Source organism: Streptomyces sp. ITFR-6 (assembly GCF_031844725.1).
In the GTDB taxonomy this organism is placed as follows: Bacteria; Actinomycetota; Actinomycetes; order Streptomycetales; family Streptomycetaceae; genus Streptomyces.
In genome coordinates, this window is record NZ_CP134612.1 from 3,418,813 (window position 1) to 3,435,449 (window position 16,637).

15 protein-coding genes are annotated in these 16,637 nt (G+C 72.1%); 5 read left to right on the forward strand and 10 right to left on the reverse strand.

The window, feature by feature from the left end; all coding sequences use genetic code 11:
- Positions 1–43 precede the first annotated feature (43 nt).
- The 4 genes from RLT59_RS15390 to RLT59_RS15405 all read right to left on the reverse strand — a co-directional run bounded on the left by RLT59_RS15390 (position 44) and on the right by RLT59_RS15405 (position 4,420).
- Positions 44–601: an ATP-binding protein gene (locus tag RLT59_RS15390; protein ID WP_311303921.1), complete on the reverse strand. Its 558-nt coding sequence runs from the start codon at positions 599–601 to the stop codon at positions 44–46.
- A gap of 495 nt (positions 602–1,096) precedes the next feature.
- Positions 1,097–2,050, reverse strand: coding sequence for an acyl-CoA dehydrogenase family protein (locus RLT59_RS15395; RefSeq protein WP_311303922.1), 954 nt, complete (start codon positions 2,048–2,050; stop codon positions 1,097–1,099).
- A gap of 7 nt (positions 2,051–2,057) precedes the next feature.
- Complete coding sequence (locus tag RLT59_RS15400) at positions 2,058–3,215, reverse strand: acyl-CoA dehydrogenase family protein (RefSeq protein ID WP_311303923.1); 1,158 nt, start codon at positions 3,213–3,215, stop codon at positions 2,058–2,060.
- A gap of 11 nt (positions 3,216–3,226) precedes the next feature.
- Positions 3,227–4,420, reverse strand: a complete 1,194-nt coding sequence (locus tag RLT59_RS15405) for an amidohydrolase family protein (RefSeq protein ID WP_311303924.1) — start codon at positions 4,418–4,420, stop codon at positions 3,227–3,229.
- A 144-nt stretch (positions 4,421–4,564) separates the two neighbouring features.
- Here RLT59_RS15405 and RLT59_RS15410 point away from each other — a divergent pair, with 144 nt between their 5' ends.
- The gene (locus RLT59_RS15410) at positions 4,565–6,100 is read left to right on the forward strand and encodes a class I adenylate-forming enzyme family protein (RefSeq protein WP_311303925.1); all 1,536 of its coding nucleotides are present in this window, start codon (positions 4,565–4,567) and stop codon (positions 6,098–6,100) included.
- Positions 6,101–6,330: 230 nt separating this feature from the next.
- On the opposite strand, the gene RLT59_RS15415 is transcribed toward RLT59_RS15410, so the two are convergent.
- Together RLT59_RS15415 and RLT59_RS15420 are read right to left on the reverse strand one after the other, a co-directional pair.
- Positions 6,331–6,852, reverse strand: a complete 522-nt coding sequence (locus RLT59_RS15415; RefSeq protein ID WP_311303926.1) for an EF-hand domain-containing protein — start codon at positions 6,850–6,852, stop codon at positions 6,331–6,333.
- Between the two features lie 93 nt (positions 6,853–6,945).
- Positions 6,946–7,314 (reverse strand): STAS domain-containing protein, encoded by a 369-nt coding sequence (locus RLT59_RS15420; RefSeq protein ID WP_073733163.1) that lies wholly within the window; start codon positions 7,312–7,314, stop codon positions 6,946–6,948.
- A gap of 387 nt (positions 7,315–7,701) precedes the next feature.
- On the opposite strand from RLT59_RS15420, the gene RLT59_RS15425 reads away from it, so the two are divergent.
- Entirely contained in the window at positions 7,702–8,298 is a 597-nt protein-coding gene (locus RLT59_RS15425) for an RNA polymerase sigma factor (protein WP_311303927.1), read from the forward strand.
- Entirely contained in the window at positions 8,295–9,629 is a 1,335-nt protein-coding gene (locus RLT59_RS15430; protein WP_311303928.1) for a maleylpyruvate isomerase N-terminal domain-containing protein, read from the forward strand. Before RLT59_RS15425 ends, RLT59_RS15430 begins: the two co-directional genes overlap by 4 nt.
- Positions 9,630–9,655: 26 nt before the next feature.
- On the opposite strand, the gene purU is transcribed toward RLT59_RS15430, so the two are convergent.
- Together purU and RLT59_RS15440 are read right to left on the reverse strand one after the other, a co-directional pair.
- Positions 9,656–10,534: a formyltetrahydrofolate deformylase gene (gene purU, locus RLT59_RS15435; protein ID WP_311303929.1), complete on the reverse strand. Its 879-nt coding sequence runs from the start codon at positions 10,532–10,534 to the stop codon at positions 9,656–9,658.
- 28 nt (positions 10,535–10,562) lie between these two features.
- Entirely contained in the window at positions 10,563–11,009 is a 447-nt protein-coding gene (locus tag RLT59_RS15440; protein WP_267008006.1) for an SCO4402 family protein, read from the reverse strand.
- A 174-nt stretch (positions 11,010–11,183) separates the two neighbouring features.
- Here RLT59_RS15440 and RLT59_RS15445 point away from each other — a divergent pair, with 174 nt between their 5' ends.
- Positions 11,184–12,464, forward strand: coding sequence for an ABC transporter substrate-binding protein (locus tag RLT59_RS15445; RefSeq protein WP_311303930.1), 1,281 nt, complete (start codon positions 11,184–11,186; stop codon positions 12,462–12,464).
- Between the two features lie 67 nt (positions 12,465–12,531).
- Here RLT59_RS15445 and RLT59_RS15450 read toward each other — a convergent pair whose 3' ends face one another.
- Together RLT59_RS15450 and RLT59_RS15455 are read right to left on the reverse strand one after the other, a co-directional pair.
- Positions 12,532–14,040: a hypothetical protein gene (locus RLT59_RS15450; protein ID WP_311303931.1), complete on the reverse strand. Its 1,509-nt coding sequence runs from the start codon at positions 14,038–14,040 to the stop codon at positions 12,532–12,534.
- A gap of 198 nt (positions 14,041–14,238) precedes the next feature.
- A complete protein-coding gene (locus RLT59_RS15455; RefSeq protein WP_311303932.1) occupies positions 14,239–15,621 on the reverse strand; it encodes an NsdA family TPR-like regulatory protein in 1,383 nt (460 codons plus the stop codon).
- 323 nt (positions 15,622–15,944) lie between these two features.
- On the opposite strand from RLT59_RS15455, the gene RLT59_RS15460 reads away from it, so the two are divergent.
- A complete protein-coding gene (locus tag RLT59_RS15460; RefSeq protein WP_311307733.1) occupies positions 15,945–16,601 on the forward strand; it encodes a bifunctional DNA primase/polymerase in 657 nt (218 codons plus the stop codon).
- Positions 16,602–16,637: the final 36 nt, after the last annotated feature.

Sequence of the window (16,637 nt, forward strand, 5' to 3'; positions counted from 1 at the left end):
CGAAGCCCCGCGCCGACAGGACACGACAGCCGCGGCGGCGAACCTATGCGCGATGGGTGACCGCGCGCGACGGCTCGTACGCGACACCGCCACCGACACCGACACCGCCACCGCAGTCGGCCGCCCCGCACACCTCGGCACCGTGCGCACCGGCTCCATGGGCGCAGGGCTGCATCTGGACCTGGATCACCGGAATGCCCCGGTCCACCTCGCACCAGATGCGCTTGCCGGCGCCCTCGGGCTGCCAGCCCCAGCGGTCGGCCAGTCCGTCGACCAGCTCCAGGCCCCGGCCGCCGGTGTCCTCGCCCTCCGCGTGCCGCTGCCGCGGCGGGCGGCAGCTGGTGTCGGCCACCTCGACCCGTACGGTCCCGGCGTTACCCGGCGCCCCCGTCGAGCCGAACAGCATGCGCAGCACGGCCGGGCAGCCGGTGTGCACGACCGCGTTGGTGACGAGCTCCGAGATCAGCAGAATCAGCGTCTCGGCCAGCGGCTCGTCGTCTCTTATCCCGGACCCGAGCAGTCTCGAACGCGCCCATCTGCGGGCCCGCCCGACCTCTGCGGGGTCGGCCCCGACCTCCAACTGAACCTGAAGCACCTGCACCGCTCACACCATCCGAACCGGCGGACACATCGCCTCGCGCCTCCTCAGGGTCACGGAACGTGATTCCCTTACGAGACAGCATGGTTGACGTACAGTCACCGCAACAAGCGCTTCGGGCATATTCCAGCGCGAAGGAGTACGCGTGGTGCATACTGTGCGACGCACGCTGCGGAGAGTCGAACAGAGGCGCCCGGCGGCCACGAAAACCCCGGGAAACGTTTCCCCGGCAGGCCCGGCCCCTCTGAGTGGATCACGAGCAGGGCACCTCTCCCGGACCGGAGCAGCCGCACAGGCCACATCCGGATCGCCAGGTTCCAGAACCACTCGCATCCAACGGAGCGTACCCGAGCCGGGCGGCGACTCCACCCCGTGACGAATCACGCAAAGGACACAAGCCGGTATCGGTGCATACCGACTGCGCTGCGTCACCGCTCAGCGTGAACCTCAGGGGTCCGTCACGTCACCCGCACACGGCGGGCGCCCGGCCGCCCCGGATCAGCCCAGATCGGCGGCCAGCGCCTCCTCCGCGTCCGCCGCCGTCAGCCACTGCCCGGCCCGCAGCCAGGCCCGCTTCAGGTGCAGGTGGACATCCGCCTCCCAGGTGAAGCCCATACCGCCGTGCACCTGGAGGCAGTCGCGGGCGTTGCCGACGGCCGCCTCGTCGGCCAGCAGCTTGGCCCCGGCGATCTCCACCGGGTCCGCCGTCACGGCGGCTGCGTAGACGGCGGTACGGGCCGTCTCGGCGCGCACGAGCATTCCGGCACACAGATGCTTGACCGCCTGGAAGGAACCGATGGGCGCCCCGAACTGTTCACGTTGACCGGCGTGTTGAACCGCCGCCTCCAGGCTGCGGGCGGCGCTGCCGAGCTGCTCGGCGGCGGCCAGCAGGGCGCCCTCACGGCGCAGCCGCGCCCCGTCGGGCAGCGGCTCGCCCTCGTACGCCGACAGATCCCCCACCCGCCAGAGCGGCGTACCCGGGTCGAGCGACCGTACGGGCTCGGCCTCCCCCGCGAGCCGCCGCAGCGCCCCGCCGCTCAGCACCCGGGCCGAGTCCCCGTCGAGGACCAGCAGCGCGTCGGCCGCCGCCAGGTGCCCCACCGGCCGACCGGCCTCCGCCAGGGCCACCACCGCCGCGCCCTCCGCCGCCCCCTTCTCCGCTCCGGCGGCCAGCTGGGTGGCGATCAGCGGTCCGGGCAGCAGACACCGCCCCACCTCATCGAACACGAGTACGGATTCGGGCAGCCCGAGCCCGACGCCGCCAGCCGTCTCCGGCAGCCGCAGCGCGAAGAGCCCGGCCGCGCCCAGCTCCCGCCACAGCTCACCGCCGACACCCCCGCCCCCGCCCCCGTCCAGCGCGGCCCGCATCCGGTCCCTGCCGAACCGCCCGGCGAGCAGTTCCCGCATCCCCGTCCGCAGGGCCCGCTGGTCGTCCGAGAGCTGGAAGTCCACTGTCCGCTCACCGCCCCTTCGGCAGGCCGAGAATCCGCTCGGCGACGATGTTGTGCTGGATCTGCGAGGTACCGGCCGCGATCGTGTACGAGAGCGAGGAGAGCCGGTCCAGCACCCATTCCCGGTCCAGGTCGAGGGCGTCGCCCGCACCCAGCACCTCGGCCGCCGCCTCGTACAGCTCCTGGCGGGCGTGCGAGTACCGCAGCTTGAAGACCGAGCCGCCCACCCCGGGCACTCCGCCACTGGCCTGCGCCTCGCTGACGTTCCACTGGGTGAGCCGCCACAGCGCCCGGAACTCGGCGTTCAGCCTGCCCAGCCGCCGCCGCAGCACCGCGTCGTCCCACCGCCCGCTCCTGCGCGCCTCCGCCGCCAGCGCGTCCAGCGTCCGGCGGCAGGCGACGACCTCCCCCACGAACGCCGTGCCGCGCTCGAAGGAGAGCGTGACCATGGTGACCCGCCAGCCGTCGTTCTCCGCCCCGACGCGGTGCGAGACGGGCACCCGCACCTCGTCGAGGAACATCTCCGCGAACTCCGTGGACCCGGCCAGCGTGCGCAGCGGCCGGACGGTGACGCCGGGGGCGTCCATCCGCATGGCGAGCCAGCTGATGCCCCGGTGCTTCGGCGCCTCCGTATCCGTCCTCACCAGCAGCTCGCACCAGTCCGCGACCTCCGCGTGCGAGGTCCAGATCTTGCTGCCGCTCACCACGTAGTCGTCGCCGTCACGCACCGCGCGGGTCCGCAGTGAGGCCAGGTCGGAGCCCGCCTCCGGCTCGCTGAACCCCTGGCACCAGATCTCGTCGCCGCGCAGCACCGGCGGCAGCCAGCGGGCCCGCTGCTCCGCGGTGCCCTCTGCGGCGATGGTGGGCCCGGCGTGCAGCAGCCCGACGAAGTTGGCCCCGACGTAGGGCGCCCCGGCCCGCTCCGTCTCCTCCAGGAAGATCAGGTGCTGGGTCGGTGTGGCGCCCCTGCCGCCCGCGTCGGCGGGCCAGTGCAGGCCCGCGTACCCGGCGTCGTACAGCAGCCGCTGCCAGCCGGCGTCGTACGCCCTGCGTCCCGGCCAGTCACCGGGATCCGGCTTCGGCGGCAGCCCCGGGAGCACCGAGCCCAGCCACTCCCGCAGCCGGGCCCGGAAGGCTTCCTCTTCCTCCGTGTACGAGAGGTCCATGACGCACGCGCCTACTTGTCGAGGTCGAGGCCGAGCATCCGGATCGCGTTCCCGCGCATCAGTTTGTAGACGGTCTCGTCGTCCAGCCCCTTGACGTGGTCGAGCGCGACCTCCTTGGTGTGCGGGAAGGTCGAGTCGACGTGCGGGTAGTCGGTCTCGAAGGTCGCGTTGTCCCGCCCCACGACATCCAGCGACGCCACTCCGTGCTTGTCGCGGAAGAAGCAGCAGAACATCTGCCGGTAGTAGTACGTGGACGGCGGCTCGGGGATCAGATCGCGCACCCCGCCCCAGGCCCGGTGCTCCTCCCAGACGTCGTCCGCGCGCTCCAGGGCGTACGGGATCCAGCCCATCTGCCCCTCGCTGTAGGCGAGCTTGAGCTGCGGGAACTTCACCAGCACCCCGCTGAACAGGAAGTCCATCATCGAGGCCATCGCGTTGTTGAAGGACAGCGAGGCCTGGACGGCGGGCGGCGCGTCGGGCGAGGCGGCGGGCATCTGCGAACTGGACCCGATGTGCATGTTCACGACCGTGCCGGTCTCCTGGCAGACGGCGAAGAACGGGTCCCAGTACCCCGTGTGGATCGACGGCAGCCCCAGATAGGTCGGGATCTCCGAGAAGGTGACCGCCCGCACCCCGCGCGCCGCGTTCCGCCTGATCTCCGCGACGGCGAGATCGATGTCCCAGAGCGGGATGATGCACAGCGGGATCAGCCGGCCGCCGCTGTCCCCGCACCACTCCTCGACCATCCAGTCGTTGTAGGCGCGCACGCACGCCAGCGCGACCTCCTTGTCATGGGCCTCCGCGAAGGTCTGCCCGCAGAACCGGGGGAAGGTGGGGAAGCAGAGGCTCGCCTCGACGTGGTTGAGGTCCATGTCCTTCAGCCGCTCGACGGGGTCCCAGCACCCACGCCGCATCTCGGCCCGGGTGATCCCCTCCAGCGTCATGTCGTCCCGGTCGAAGCCGACGGCGGCGATGTTGCGCTTGTACGGGAACTTGAGGTCCTCGTAGATCCACCAGTCGGTGGGCGGACCGTCCGGGTCCATCGTGATGACGTACTTGCCGCCGGTGTACTCCAGCTCACCGATGCCCGCCGTCAGCGGCTGCGGACCGCGCTCGCGGTACTTGGCCGGCAGCCAGGCCGAGAACAGGTGCGGCGGCTCGATCACATGGTCGTCGACGCTGACGATCCGAGGCAGTTCCGTCATGGTGTCCCCTTCGGCGCACGCATTTCTGATGACCCGTCAGATTGACGTCGCCCTCAGGCTAGCCCCGCACCCCTGGACCGACAAGGCACAGCGCTCTACGCTCTCCGCACGATCTGACTACCCGTCAGCTATGAGGGATTCGCCGTGAACGAGACCGCACATGCCCTGGGAACATCGGGCACCTTCTGGGAGCTCATCGAACGCCGGGCCGCCCTGACGCCGGAGGGGCCCTTCCTCATCCAGGACGACCGCACACTCACCTTCGGCGAGCTGCGCAGCCGCGCGGAGCGGGTGGCGGCGGGCCTGTACGACATGGGGGTACGCCCCGGAACCGTCGTCGCCTGGCAGCTGCCGACCCGGCTGGAAACGGCGCTGCTGTCCTTCGCGCTGGCCCGGATCGGGGCGGTGCAGACCCCGCTCATCCCCTTCTACCGCGACCGCGAGACCGGCTACGCGCTGCGCGAGTCGAAGGCCGGGTTCTTCGCGGTGCCCGGCACCTGGCGGGGCTTCGACCATGCGGCGATGGCCGCCCGCCTCTCGGCGGGACTCAGGCACCCGCCCCGGGTCTTCGAGGCGTACGACACGCTCCCGGACGGCGACCCGGCGGTCCTTCCCCCGCCCCCCGCCGACGGCACGTCCGTGCGCTGGATCTACTGGACCTCGGGTACCACCTCCGACCCGAAGGGCGTCCTGCACACCGACCGCGGCCTGATCGCGGCCGGCTCCTGCCTGGCCCACGCGCTGCACCTCTCGGCGGACGACGTCGGCTCGATGGCCTTCCCGTTCGCCCATGTCGCGGGCCCGGACTACTCGGTGATGCTCCTCCTGTACGGCTTCCCCGCCGTGCTGTTCGAGCACTTCGCGATGGAGGACGCGCTGGCGGGCTACCGGCGGCACGGGGTGACGGTCGCGGGCGGCTCCACCGCGTTCTACTCCATGTTCCTCACGGAGCAGCGCAAGGCCCCGGCCACCCCGCTCATCCCCACCCTCCGCCTCCTCGCGGGCGGCGGCGCCCCGAAACCCCCGGAGATCTACCACGCGGTGGTCCGCGAGATGGGCGTCCAGCTCACCCACGGCTACGGCATGACCGAGGTCCCCATGATCACGATGGGCGCCCCCGACGACACGGTGGAACACCTGGCCGGAACGGAGGGCCGCCCGCCCGAGGGCATGGAGATCCGGATCACCGACGAGGACGGCAAGCCGCTGCCGTACGACACGGACGGCGAGGTACGGCTACGCGGCGAAGCCGTCTGCAAGGGCTACCTCGCCGCCGCGGACCCGTTCGACGCCGACGGCTTCCTGATCACGGGCGATGTCGGCCACCTCCGGCCGAGCGGCCACCTCGTCCTCACCGGGCGGCTGAAGGACATCATCATCCGCAAGGGCGAGAACATCTCGGCCAAGGAGATAGAGGACCTCCTCGCCCGCCACCCCGGCGTGGGCGACGCGGCGGTGATCGGCCTGCCGGACGAATCGCGCGGCGAACGAGTCTGCGCGGTGCTCGAACAGCCGCCGGGCGCCGCGCCCCTCACCCTCGCCGACGTGACGGCCTACCTCCGCGACGAGGGCCTGTCGGTCCACAAACTCCCGGAACAACTGGAGATCCTGGACGCCCTCCCCCGCAACGAAACGCTCCGCAAGGTCCTCAAGTACCAGCTGCGGGAGCGGTTCGCGTGACTTCCCCGGTCCGGGGCACGAGGTTCCGTCCTCAATCGCCGGACGGGCGTGATCGTGCGGGTGCGGCTTGGTCGTGGGGTGCGCCTGCCCGGTGGGTGGGGGGTGGTGCCCCTCCGGGCCAGGGCGCACCCCGCGGGGCACCCGCACCACCCAAGCCCGTCCGGCGCTTGAGGACGGAACCCCGCACCAAGGAGACCGGCGCACAAATCCCGCGCGCCCCCGGCCGAGGGCTACGCGTCGGGTTCGATCACCGTGAAGTACGCGGAGAACGCCGCCACCGCGTCCGCCTCCGCGACCCGTCCGTCGTGGTCGGCGTCCAGGCTCTGCGCGCCGAACGCCGCCGCGTCCGGGCTCGCGCCGAGCACGCGTAGCGCCCGCTCCACGGCCGGTACCGCGGCTCCGCCGTCCTCGCCCTGGGCGGCTACGGCGAGCGCCGCGCGGAGGAAGGGGCGGGCGATCTCCGCGAACCGCTCGGGGTTGTCGCGGAGCCGTTTCACCGCGCCGCCGACGAACTCCGCACGGCTGACGCGCTGGTCCCCGTCCACGTCCGCGATGCCCGCCATGCCCTGCCAGAAGGCCTCGGCCCCGCTGTAGAGCGCCTGGCCCTTGTCGCAGCGGGCCGTCGTACCGAACTCGGTGAGCAGACGGGCCGCGGCGGCGTCGAAATCCGCGCGATCGATGTATCCGTTCCCGTCCTGGTCGAAGGCGGCGAAGCGGAATGCGATCTTGCGCTCATACTCTGCGCTGTCCATGCGGGGAGCGTACGACGCCCACGGCGTTCACGTGTCATTTACCGGCGTCAGCGGTGTGACAGGACGGGCGGCGGCGGCGCCGGACGGACCGTTTCAGGCCGAGAGCGGCTGGGCCGCGTCGTCCACGGCGGAGTCCCAGTCGGGGTAGACCTCGAACAGCCGGCGTACTCCGAGCGCCGCGAGCACCCGGTTGACGTGGGAGCCGTCCTCCGCGCCCCGGGCGGGCAGGATCAGCCGCAGCCGGCCCCCGCAGGAGCGCATCAGGCGGCGGGAGGCGATCAGCACGCCGACACCGCTGGAGTCGCAGAAGAAGACCTCGGAAAGGTCGAGCACGACGTCGTGGCGGCCCACGGCCACCGCGTCGTGGACGGACTGGCGGACCGCCGGCGAGGTGACCAGGTCCAGCTCACCGCGTATGTGCAGTACGGTCCAGCCGCTCTGCTCGCTCTCGGCCACGCTCAGTGGCTTGCGGGAACGTTCCGGGGCGAGCCAGGCCGCGTGGTTCGTGGCAGCCGGAAGGCCGTTTCCAGGAGGGGATGGCTTTGTCACGCGACTGGGCCTCTCGTTCCGGGGATTCCGGGGAATTCGCGATCCGGAAGTTTGCGTTCCTCCTCGCGGCTGCCCCGGGGCACACTCCATGAAACACCGCCTCCCCCATGAAGGCCCAGCAGGGTTTCAGGCAGACATGATCACTTCAGGTCTGATTCCGTCGCTACGGGGGCCGCATTCCCTACCATCCAGGGCGTTCGCGCGGGCGGAGTTGCCGCAAAGGTCGTGCATGATCCAGGCGGCCGACTACATTCGGTGTGACAAGGGGTACAGAGTCACGGGCACAGGGCTGGGGGTCTCATGGCCAATAACGCACCACCCCGCTGGGACCGCAAGATGCAGCAGCGGCTGACCCGCGGAGAGGCCGCCGCCCTCGGGGAGCTCTACGACCGGTTCGCCGCGCTGGTGCACAGCCAGGCCCACCGGATGCTCGACGACGAGAGCGCCGCGGACCTGGTGACCAGGGAGGTCTTCGGGTACGTGTGGGAGAACCCCGACGCCTACGACCCCAAGCAGGGCTCGATGCGGTCCTGGGTCGCCCGGCTCACCCACCGCCAGTCCGTGCGCCGGCTCCGCAGCACCGCCGACGCGGCGGCCCGCGAGGACGCGGAGGACGGCGAGGCCCGCGCGGATCCGGCCGAGCTTGAGGAGCGGGTGCGCCGGGCCACCGCGGCGGCCCGTGCCGACTACATCGTCGCGTCCATGCCCGCCCCGCTGCGGGCGGCGCTGGAGCTCGCGTACATACAGCGCCGGGACTACCGGCAGACCGCGGCCGACCTCGGGGTCACGGAGGACGAGGCGCGGCGCCGGCTCCGACTCGGGCTCCAGCTGCTCTCCACCGCCCATACCCGGCCCCTTGAGGACACCTCGCCGCCCGGATACGGGCGGCGGCTGTGACCGGCGACGGAGAAGGGCCGGCCGGTGACGGGCGCGAGCACGGCGGACGGGACGACGAGGTGCGCGGCGCCCGTCGGATACCGGGCCCGCGGGCCGCGGCGGACGACTTCGACATGGATCACGTGACGCCACCACCCGTACCCCAGCCGGAATCCGTACCGCCGCAGCCGGAACCGGATCGGTCCGCCACCCGGCCGGCCCTGGTGCTGCCGCACCGGGTGCTGAAGGCGCTCCTCGGCGCGTGGGCGCTGGCCGCCTGCTCCACCGAGGAGACCGAGGCCGTGGAGGAGCACCTCACGAAGTGCGCACCCTGTGCGGACGAGGCGCTGCGGCTGCGCGACGCGGTCGGGCTGCTGCACACCGACGGCAGCCTGGATCTCGATCCGCTGCTCAGGACGCGGGTGCTGGACAACTGCCTGAGCCGTCGGCCGGCCGAGATCCCGGTGCCCGACTGGGCGGCGCCGTACGACGCGGAGACCGCCCGTCTCGACGCGCTGCTGCGTGACATCGGCACCTCCGAGTGGCACGCCCCGGTGCTGCTGAAGTGGTTCGAGGGCGAGCGCATGGCCCACCGCAAGACGACGGTCGCCGGGGTGATCGGCCACCTCCTGACGGTCGACGGGCTGGTCAGCACCGCTCTCGGCCTCGACGACCCGCTCGCCGACAGTGTTCCGGGCGTTCCGCGCCGGGGCCCGGGACCGGTCCTCGCGCCGACCGCCCGTACCGAGACGTACTGGTCGGCGGCGCGACGGCCGCCGACCCGTGCCATCCGTGAGCCGTGGCGCGAGCAGAGCCACACCCTCATCCGCACGGTGTCGTTCGCGGGCCGAGGCGTATCGGATCTCTCGGTCTCCTACGGCGATTTCGCGCTGCCGTTGCAGGACGCCCTGGTGGACCGCGCGTTCGAGTGCTGGGTGCACGGCGGCGATATCGCGAGGGCGGTGGACTATCCGTACGAGACGCCCTCGGCGGCCCATCTCAACCGGATGATCGACCTGGCCGCCCGGATGCTGCCCGCCGCTCTGGCCGGGCGGCGGCGGGCCGGTCTCGCGGGTCCGGCCCGCGATCTGGTGACGGCCGGTTCCCCGGGCCGCTCGCTCCATCTGGAGGTCGAGGGCCTGGGCGGCGGTGACTGGTACATCCCGCTGGACTCACCTGCGGCGGTCGGCTCCCCGGACCACGCGGTGGCGCAGGTCGCGCTGGACGGCACCGAGTTCTGCGAGCTGCTCGCGGGCCATGTGCCGCCCGTGGAGACGGCGGCCGGTCAGCGCGGTGACCGCGAGGCGATCGAGGACGTGCTCTACGCGGCGGCCTCGCTCAGCAGGCTGTGAGCCAGGCCGGCCGTTGAGCGAAGGCCCTACGGGAAGACCACCGTGCGGCGGCCGTTGAGCAGGATCCGCCGCTCCGCGTGCCACTTCACGGCGCGCGCCAGGGCCCGGCACTCCACATCGCGCCCGATGGCGACCAGCTGGTCCGGCGTGACGCCGTGGCTCACCCGCTCCACCTCCTGCTCGATGATCGGGCCCTCGTCGAGGTCGGCCGTCACGTAGTGCGCGGTGGCGCCGATCAGCTTCACGCCACGGGCGTGCGCCTGGTGGTACGGCTTGGCGCCCTTGAAGCTCGGCAGGAAGGAGTGGTGGATGTTGATGATCCGGCCGCTCAGCTGCTTGCAGAGGTCGTCGGAGAGGACCTGCATGTAGCGGGCCAGCACGACCAGCTCCACGTCCTCCTCGCGGACCAGCTCCAGCAGCCGCGCCTCGGCCTCCGCCTTGTTGTCCCTGGTCACCGGGGCGTGCCGGAAGGGGATGTCGTACGAGGCGACCAGCTCGGCGAAGTCCGTGTGGTTGGAGACGACCGCCGCGATCTCGACCGGCAGTGCCCCGGTCCGGGAACGGAACAGCAGGTCGTTCAGGCAGTGGCCGAACTTGCTGACCATGAGCACGATCCGCATCCGGTCGGAGGAGCGGTGGATCTGCCACTCCATCCGGAAGGAGTCACCGATCGCGGCGAAGCTCGCCCGCAGCTTCTCCGCGGTCACCGGGCTGTCCGCGGAGAAGTGGACCCGCATGAAGAACAGACCGGTGTCGTGGTCCCCGAACTGCTGGCTGTCCTCGATATTGCAGCCGGTCATGAAGAGATAGCTCGACACGGCGTGCACGATGCCCTTTTTGTCGGGGCACGAGAGCGTGAGGACGTACTGCTCGGGGACGGTGTCAGCGGGCTGCGGCGCGGTCATCCCCGTAGGGTGCCACACCGCCCGGGTCTCAGGCCGTTCTGGTCATGATGCGGAGCACGTCCAGCGAGCGCGGCGGTACGTCCGGGTCCTCGCCGTCGTTCGAGGCGAGCAGCACATGGGCCTCGCGGGCGGCCCGGACGGCCTCCGGCCAGCCGTGGTGCTCCAGGTAGGCGGAGACCGGGGCGTCGGCGCCGACCTGGTGCATGATGCGCAGCACCCGCAGCACGGCGACGTCCACGAGGGCGGCCTCGCCGGAGTCCCGGAAGACCGTGCCGACGTATTTCTCGGCGGACCAGTTGTCGAGCCAGGTGTCCTCGACCAGGCGGTACACGGCGTCGGTGACGTCGCCGTATCCCTCCCGGCCGGCCAGCCAGCACTCGTGGTGGAAGACGGGGTCGGAGAGCATGTGCAGCGCCGAGCGCACGTTGCTGCGCCAGCGCCACCACGGAACGTCGTTGAGCGGCATGCCGCCCATGGTGGAGGAGCGACGGCCGCGACGGGAAGTGTTCTCTGAACCTTGCTGCACAGCTGTCGATCGTACGTTCCCTTTCCGGCCTTCCGCGCGGCCCCCTGCAATTCACCCGGATGTCACCGAGCGTTGAACGGACCACACTCCGGTGTTACCCGAGGCCGGGAAGGGTCAGGGCCCATGACCGGACGGCAGCGCCCCACCCTTCCCCGCCCTATCAGGCCGCTCATCGGCACAGTGGCGGCAGGGGCCCTGCTGATGACCGGCTGCGGTGTGCTCCCTGGGGCCTCGGGGGACTCCGGGGAGCCCGTCACCGTCGTCACCTGGGCGCCGAGCGGCGCCTCGGGCCCGGACAGCGCCGACATGGCGGGCATGACCGCCATGGCGCAGACGTACGCGCGCTGGATCAACGGCAGCGGCGAGATCGACGGCCACAAGCTGCGCGTCGTCACCTGCGACGAGCAGGACACCTCGATCGGCGCGGGCCGCTGCGCCCGCCGGGCCGTCGAGGAGAAGGCCGTCGCGGTCGTCGGCTCGTACAGCCGGTACGGGCGGGCGTTCATGGCACCGCTGGAGGTGGCCGGGATTCCGTACATCGGCGGGTACGGCGCCTCGGAGGAGGAGTTCCGCAGCTATATGTCCTACCCGGTGACCGGCGGCCAGTTCGCGCTGCTGGCGGGCAACGCCAAGCAGCTGGCCCGCGGTTGCGAGCGGGTCTCGCTGGTGCGGCCGGACACGCTGGGCGGCGACGGGCAGTCGTGGCTCCTCAGAACCGGCCTCGCCGAGGCCCGCCGGCCCGCGCCGACCGACATCCGGGCGTCGGAGACGGCCACTTCCTACGACAGCGCGGCCGGACAGGCGCTCGCCGGGGCGGGCGCGGCGGGCGGGTGCGTGACGGCCGTACTGGGCGACCGCACGGAGACCTTCTTCGACTCCTTCCGGCGGCTGGCGCCGACGACCGCGGCGGTCAGCATCTCCTCGGTGCTCGGCAGCGTGGGCCAGCCGCTCATCGACCGCACGGGCGGCCGCGACAGCCCGTTCGAGGGCGCGTACGTCACCGGCTGGTACCCGGACGCGGGTGACGCCCGCTGGAACCGGATGCGGCAGGTGATCCGCGAGCACGCCTTCGGTGACAACCGGATCGACCCGGACGACACGGGTGCGCAGACCACGTGGATCGCCTACACCGCCCTGAAGTCGATCATCGAGTCGCTGGACGAGCCGGTGATCACCGCGGGGAAGGTCACCAAGGCCCTCGACAAGGGAATCCGGGTCGACACCGGCGGCCTCACCCCCGAACTGCGCTGGCGCTACGAGGACATGATCGGCTCCGACTCGTATCCGCGCATCGTCAACAGCAAGGTGACGTTCCAGGTGGTGCGCGACGGCAAGCTGGTCGCTGACAAGAAGGGCTTCGTGGATGTGACGAAGACCCTGTCGGACGCGAGCGCGACCGGCTGAGACGGGCGGGCGGGAGGACGGGGCCGGGAGCTTCCGCCCGCCTGCCCGCCCGTCCGCGCCGCCGGGCTCAGAGCGCGGTGGCCTCGCGCTCGGTCAGGCCGTACTTCTTCGCGATGGTGTTCCACAGCTTGGACGCCTCGCGCTTGGCCTTGCTCGCCTCGCCGCTCTGCACGTTGGCCGCCTGCGTCTGCGGGGTCGTACGGGCCTTGCCGTGCTTGCAGACCTTCTTGCTCTTGGCCTGCGCGGCCCAGGCGGCGTAGTGGTCGTCGGCGGACGCGGAGGCCTGCCAGGCCTTGGTGAGCGAGGCGGTCAGCTCGCCGTTGTTCGGCAGCTTGTCGACCGAGAGGCCCTTGAGCCGGGTGACCAGGTCGCGGCGCTGCTTCGCGGCGCCCTTGAGGTCCGACACGGCCTTGTCGAGGTTGGTGCAGGTCTTGGTCTTCTCGACGGCGCCGATGACGGCGGCCCGGCTGTTGTTGCTGTCCGCGAGCAGCTTGTCGAGCTCCTCCGCCTGCGGCTTCGCCGGGTCGGGCGCGGCCTCGCTGGAGGGCTGGGCGGCCGGTGAACTCGCCGAGGCCACCGGCTCCTTGCTGTCCTTGTCGTCGTCGCCACCGCTCAGCAGCGCCCCGGCGCCGAGCCCGATGACGGCACAGCCGACGACGACCGCGGCGATCAGCGGGACGTGCGCGGGCCGCTTGCGCCGCTCCTCGCGCCCGTCCCCCGCCGACCCGTCCTCGGGTCCGCTGTACGGGGGCGGCTGCTGGTACGACTGCTGGGGCTGCGGGGGGCCCTGGTACTGCGGGGGCCGCTGCTGCGCGGGGTCGAATCGGGGCATCTGCTGCGTGGCGCCCGCGGGCTCGTCGCTGCGGAAGAGGTTGTCGAACTCGGCGGGCGGCGGGCGCTCGCCGGGCGTGCCGGGCCTGATTCCGTACGGAGCTCCACCGGGCACCGGGGGTATGTACTGGGTCGCGTCGGCGTCCTGGCCGCCCTGCGGCGGCTGCTGGTACCCCTGCGGCCGGCCCTGGCCCAGGTACTGGGTCGACTCCGCGGGGTTCTCCGGCGGCAGTCCGCCCGGCGCGGGGCCCGGGGGCACCGGAGCGATGTACTGCGTGGCGTCCGAGTCCCCGCCCATGCCGGGCACGGCCTCCGGGGGCAGCGGCTGAGCGTACGGGCCCTGCGGCTGGGCGGGCGGCAGCGGTTGCGGCTGCTGGCCGTAGGGCGGTCTCTGGTGGCCCGGCTGTCCCTGGCCGCCCTGCTCGTACTGGCCCTGCTGCCCCTGCTCGTACTGGCCCTGGCCGTACGCCGGGGCCTGCTGCTGCCCCTGGTCGTACTGCCCGTGCTGCTGCCCGTACGCGGGCTGCCCGCCCTGCTGCCCGTACTGGCCCTGCGACGCGGCGTCCTGGTGCGGCGCCTGCGGCCCCCAGGGCTGGCCCCACGGCTGGCCCTCCGCCGGGGCGGGCTGGTTCGCCGGTGCCCCCGGCGTCCAGGGCTCGCCGCCACCCGCGGGCAGCACGACACCCTCGTGTGCGGGTCGTACAGCAGGGAGCTGCTGCTCGTCGCCCTGTCCGCTCTGTGTCACCGGGACTCCTACGTGTGAACCTATGGAATCGTCGGCTCACGCTACCGGGTGGCAGCCGTCGTTCGCCAAGCGCGTGAGCTCACTCACCACCCCTTCACAGCGGCTGTAACACTCAGCGGCCTTAAGACGCAGTTAAGGGGTCGGCCGGGCGGATCCGCCGATCCGGACGCCGCAGCGGGCCCCGGCCGCACCCTCCGCTCACGCCGCCTGAAGCTCCAGGCGGGCCCCGAACTCCCGTACCGCGGGCTCGTCCCCGTACGGCACCAGCCGCTGCTGGAGGTCCTCCAGATACTCCGCGCCCCGGCTGGAGCGCACCGAGCCGAGCAGCTCCATCGCCCGCGTCCCGGTGTGGCAGGCCTGCTCCACCTCGCGCAGCTGCACCTGAGCCGTGGCCAGCAGCGCCAGGCCGATGCCCCGGCGGCGGGCCCGGGACTCCGGGTGGCCGTCCAGGGACTCCTTCGCCCGGCGCGCGGCGGACTCCGCCTGGCCGAGGTCGCGGTGACAGTGCGCCAGTTCGTCGGCCAGATAGGCGTGGTCGAAGTGGGCGATCCAGTCGGGATCGTCACCGCTGTCCGGGTCGGCGCGGTCCAGGGCCGCCTGCGCCAGGTTCGCCACGGAGCGGCAGGTGCCGGCGTCTCCGAGGAGGGCGTGGCCGCGCGCCTCAGCGGCGTAGAACATCGCCTCCGCCCTCGGCGTGACCCGTCCGCGCGCACCCTCCTGCGCGGCCCTGGCCAGCTGGGCGATCTCGCGCGGATTGCCGAGCTGGGCCGCGAGATGGCTCATCGACGCGGCCAGCACATAGCCGCCGTAGGCGCGGTCACCGGCCGCCTGGGCGAGGCGCAGCGCCTGGATGTAGTAGCGCTGGGCGAGGCCCGGCTGACCCGTGTCGATGGCCATGTACCCGGCGAGTTCGGTGAGTCGCGCCACCGCCCCGAACAGCTGACGCCCGGTCGATTCGCGGTACGCGCCCGAAAGCAGCCCGGAGACCACGCTGTTGAGGTAGTGCACCAGGACCGGCCGCACATGGCCGCTGCCGAACCGGTGGTCGAGGTCGACCAGCGCGGCCGTCATCGCCCGCACCGCCTCCACGTCCGGCATCCCGACCCGGGCCCCGGCCGCCCGTGCGACCTGCGGGTCCGCACCGCTGATCAGCCAGTCCCGGCTGGGCTCGACCAGCGCCGAGGAGGCCACCGCCGAGCCGGTGAGGAAGTCGCGGCGGCCGACGTCGCTGCGCCACAGCTCGCAAACCTGCTCGATCGCCCCGATCACCGTCGGGGCGAACTGGAGGCCCACACCGGAGGCGAGGTTCTTGCCGTTGGCCATCCCGATCTCGTCGATCGTGACGGTACGGCCCAGCTTGCGGCCGAGTGCTTCCGCGATGATCCCCGGCGCCCTGCCGCGCGGCTGCTGTCCGCGCAGCCAGCGGGCGACCGAGGTCTTGTCGTAGCGGAGGTCGAGACCGCGTTCGGCCCCGACCATGTTGACGCGGCGGGCCAGGCCCGCGTTGGAGCATCCGGCTTCCTGAATGAGCGCCTGCAGCCGTTCGTTCGGCTGGCGTGCGACGAGAGGCCTGGCTGCCATGTGTGTCCCCCTGAGGCCGCAGTGATCGTTGCCGGATCACTGCCCGACATATACCTGAGAAATGCGCCGATTCATCTTGTTGGTCACTTTCACGACGTCTTGCATCTTTCGTCACAGCAAGCGCTCTAAGATGCGAGTCGAACTGTGCCGGAATTCCCGTATCTGGTTACCCCTCCTTCGCCGTGACGCCTACCGCGCGCCCCCGCCCATGCATCGATGCGCCCCGTATGCGGGAGCGGAGCGGCCCCCAACCGCGCACGTCACGCCCGTAACCCCCGTTGGCGGCGGGAGTTGTGCTGTGCGTGGAAGAGCCCATCGGAGTCATGGAAGCCGCACAGGTCCCCCAGCAGCGTGCCGAGCCGCTGCTCGACGCCGCCGTGCGGTACGCGGAGGAGCGGAACTGGGACGTGTGCCCCGGCACCTGGCTGGAGCCGGCCGACGGGGTGGAGCGGTGCTCGTGCGGCGAGGACCGGTGCGCGGTTCCCGGCGCGCACCCCACCCGGGCCGACTGGGCGGACCTGGCCACCGGCAGCGCCGCGGCGGCCCGCCGGATGTGGGAGCGGCAGCCCCGGGCGTCGATCCTGCTGCCGACCGGCCGCACCTTCGACGCGATCGACGTACCGGAGTCGGCCGGATTCCTGGCGCTCGCCCGGATGGAGCGCCTCAGCCTGCCGCTGGGCCCGGTCACCCGCGCCCCCGACCGCCGGATGCAGTTCTTCGTGCTGCCGGGCGCCGCCGCCAAGGCGGACGCGCTGGTGCGGCGGCTGGGCTGGAGCGCCCCCGCGATCGGGCTGCGCGGCTGCGGCGAGGGCCAGTACGTGACGGCACCGCCGACCCGGGTCGGCGGCAGCGGCTCGGTGCAGTGGGCCCGCCGCCCCACCACCGCGAACCGCTGGCTGCCCGAGGTGGAGGAGCTGATCAGCCCGCTCGCCTACGCCTGCGGCCGGGAAGCGGCCGACGCCCGGACCCGCCTTTCGTAGAGCCTTTCCCAGGGCCTTTCGTAGGGCCTTTCGTAG

Coding starts and splice junctions, on each gene's coding strand:
- RLT59_RS15400 (WP_311303923.1), bottom strand. CDS start 3,215: ATGGACCTCTCGTACACGGAGGAAGAGGAAGCCTTCCGGGCCCGGCTG.
- RLT59_RS15405 (WP_311303924.1), bottom strand. CDS start 4,420: ATGACGGAACTGCCTCGGATCGTCAGCGTCGACGACCATGTGATCGAG.
- RLT59_RS15415 (WP_311303926.1), bottom strand. CDS start 6,852: ATGGACAGCGCAGAGTATGAGCGCAAGATCGCATTCCGCTTCGCCGCC.
- RLT59_RS15425 (WP_311303927.1), top strand. CDS start 7,702: ATGGCCAATAACGCACCACCCCGCTGGGACCGCAAGATGCAGCAGCGG.
- purU (WP_311303929.1), bottom strand. CDS start 10,534: ATGACCGCGCCGCAGCCCGCTGACACCGTCCCCGAGCAGTACGTCCTC.
- RLT59_RS15440 (WP_267008006.1), bottom strand. CDS start 11,009: ATGGGCGGCATGCCGCTCAACGACGTTCCGTGGTGGCGCTGGCGCAGC.
- RLT59_RS15445 (WP_311303930.1), top strand. CDS start 11,184: ATGACCGGACGGCAGCGCCCCACCCTTCCCCGCCCTATCAGGCCGCTC.
- RLT59_RS15455 (WP_311303932.1), bottom strand. CDS start 15,621: ATGGCAGCCAGGCCTCTCGTCGCACGCCAGCCGAACGAACGGCTGCAG.
- RLT59_RS15460 (WP_311307733.1), top strand. CDS start 15,945: ATGGAAGCCGCACAGGTCCCCCAGCAGCGTGCCGAGCCGCTGCTCGAC.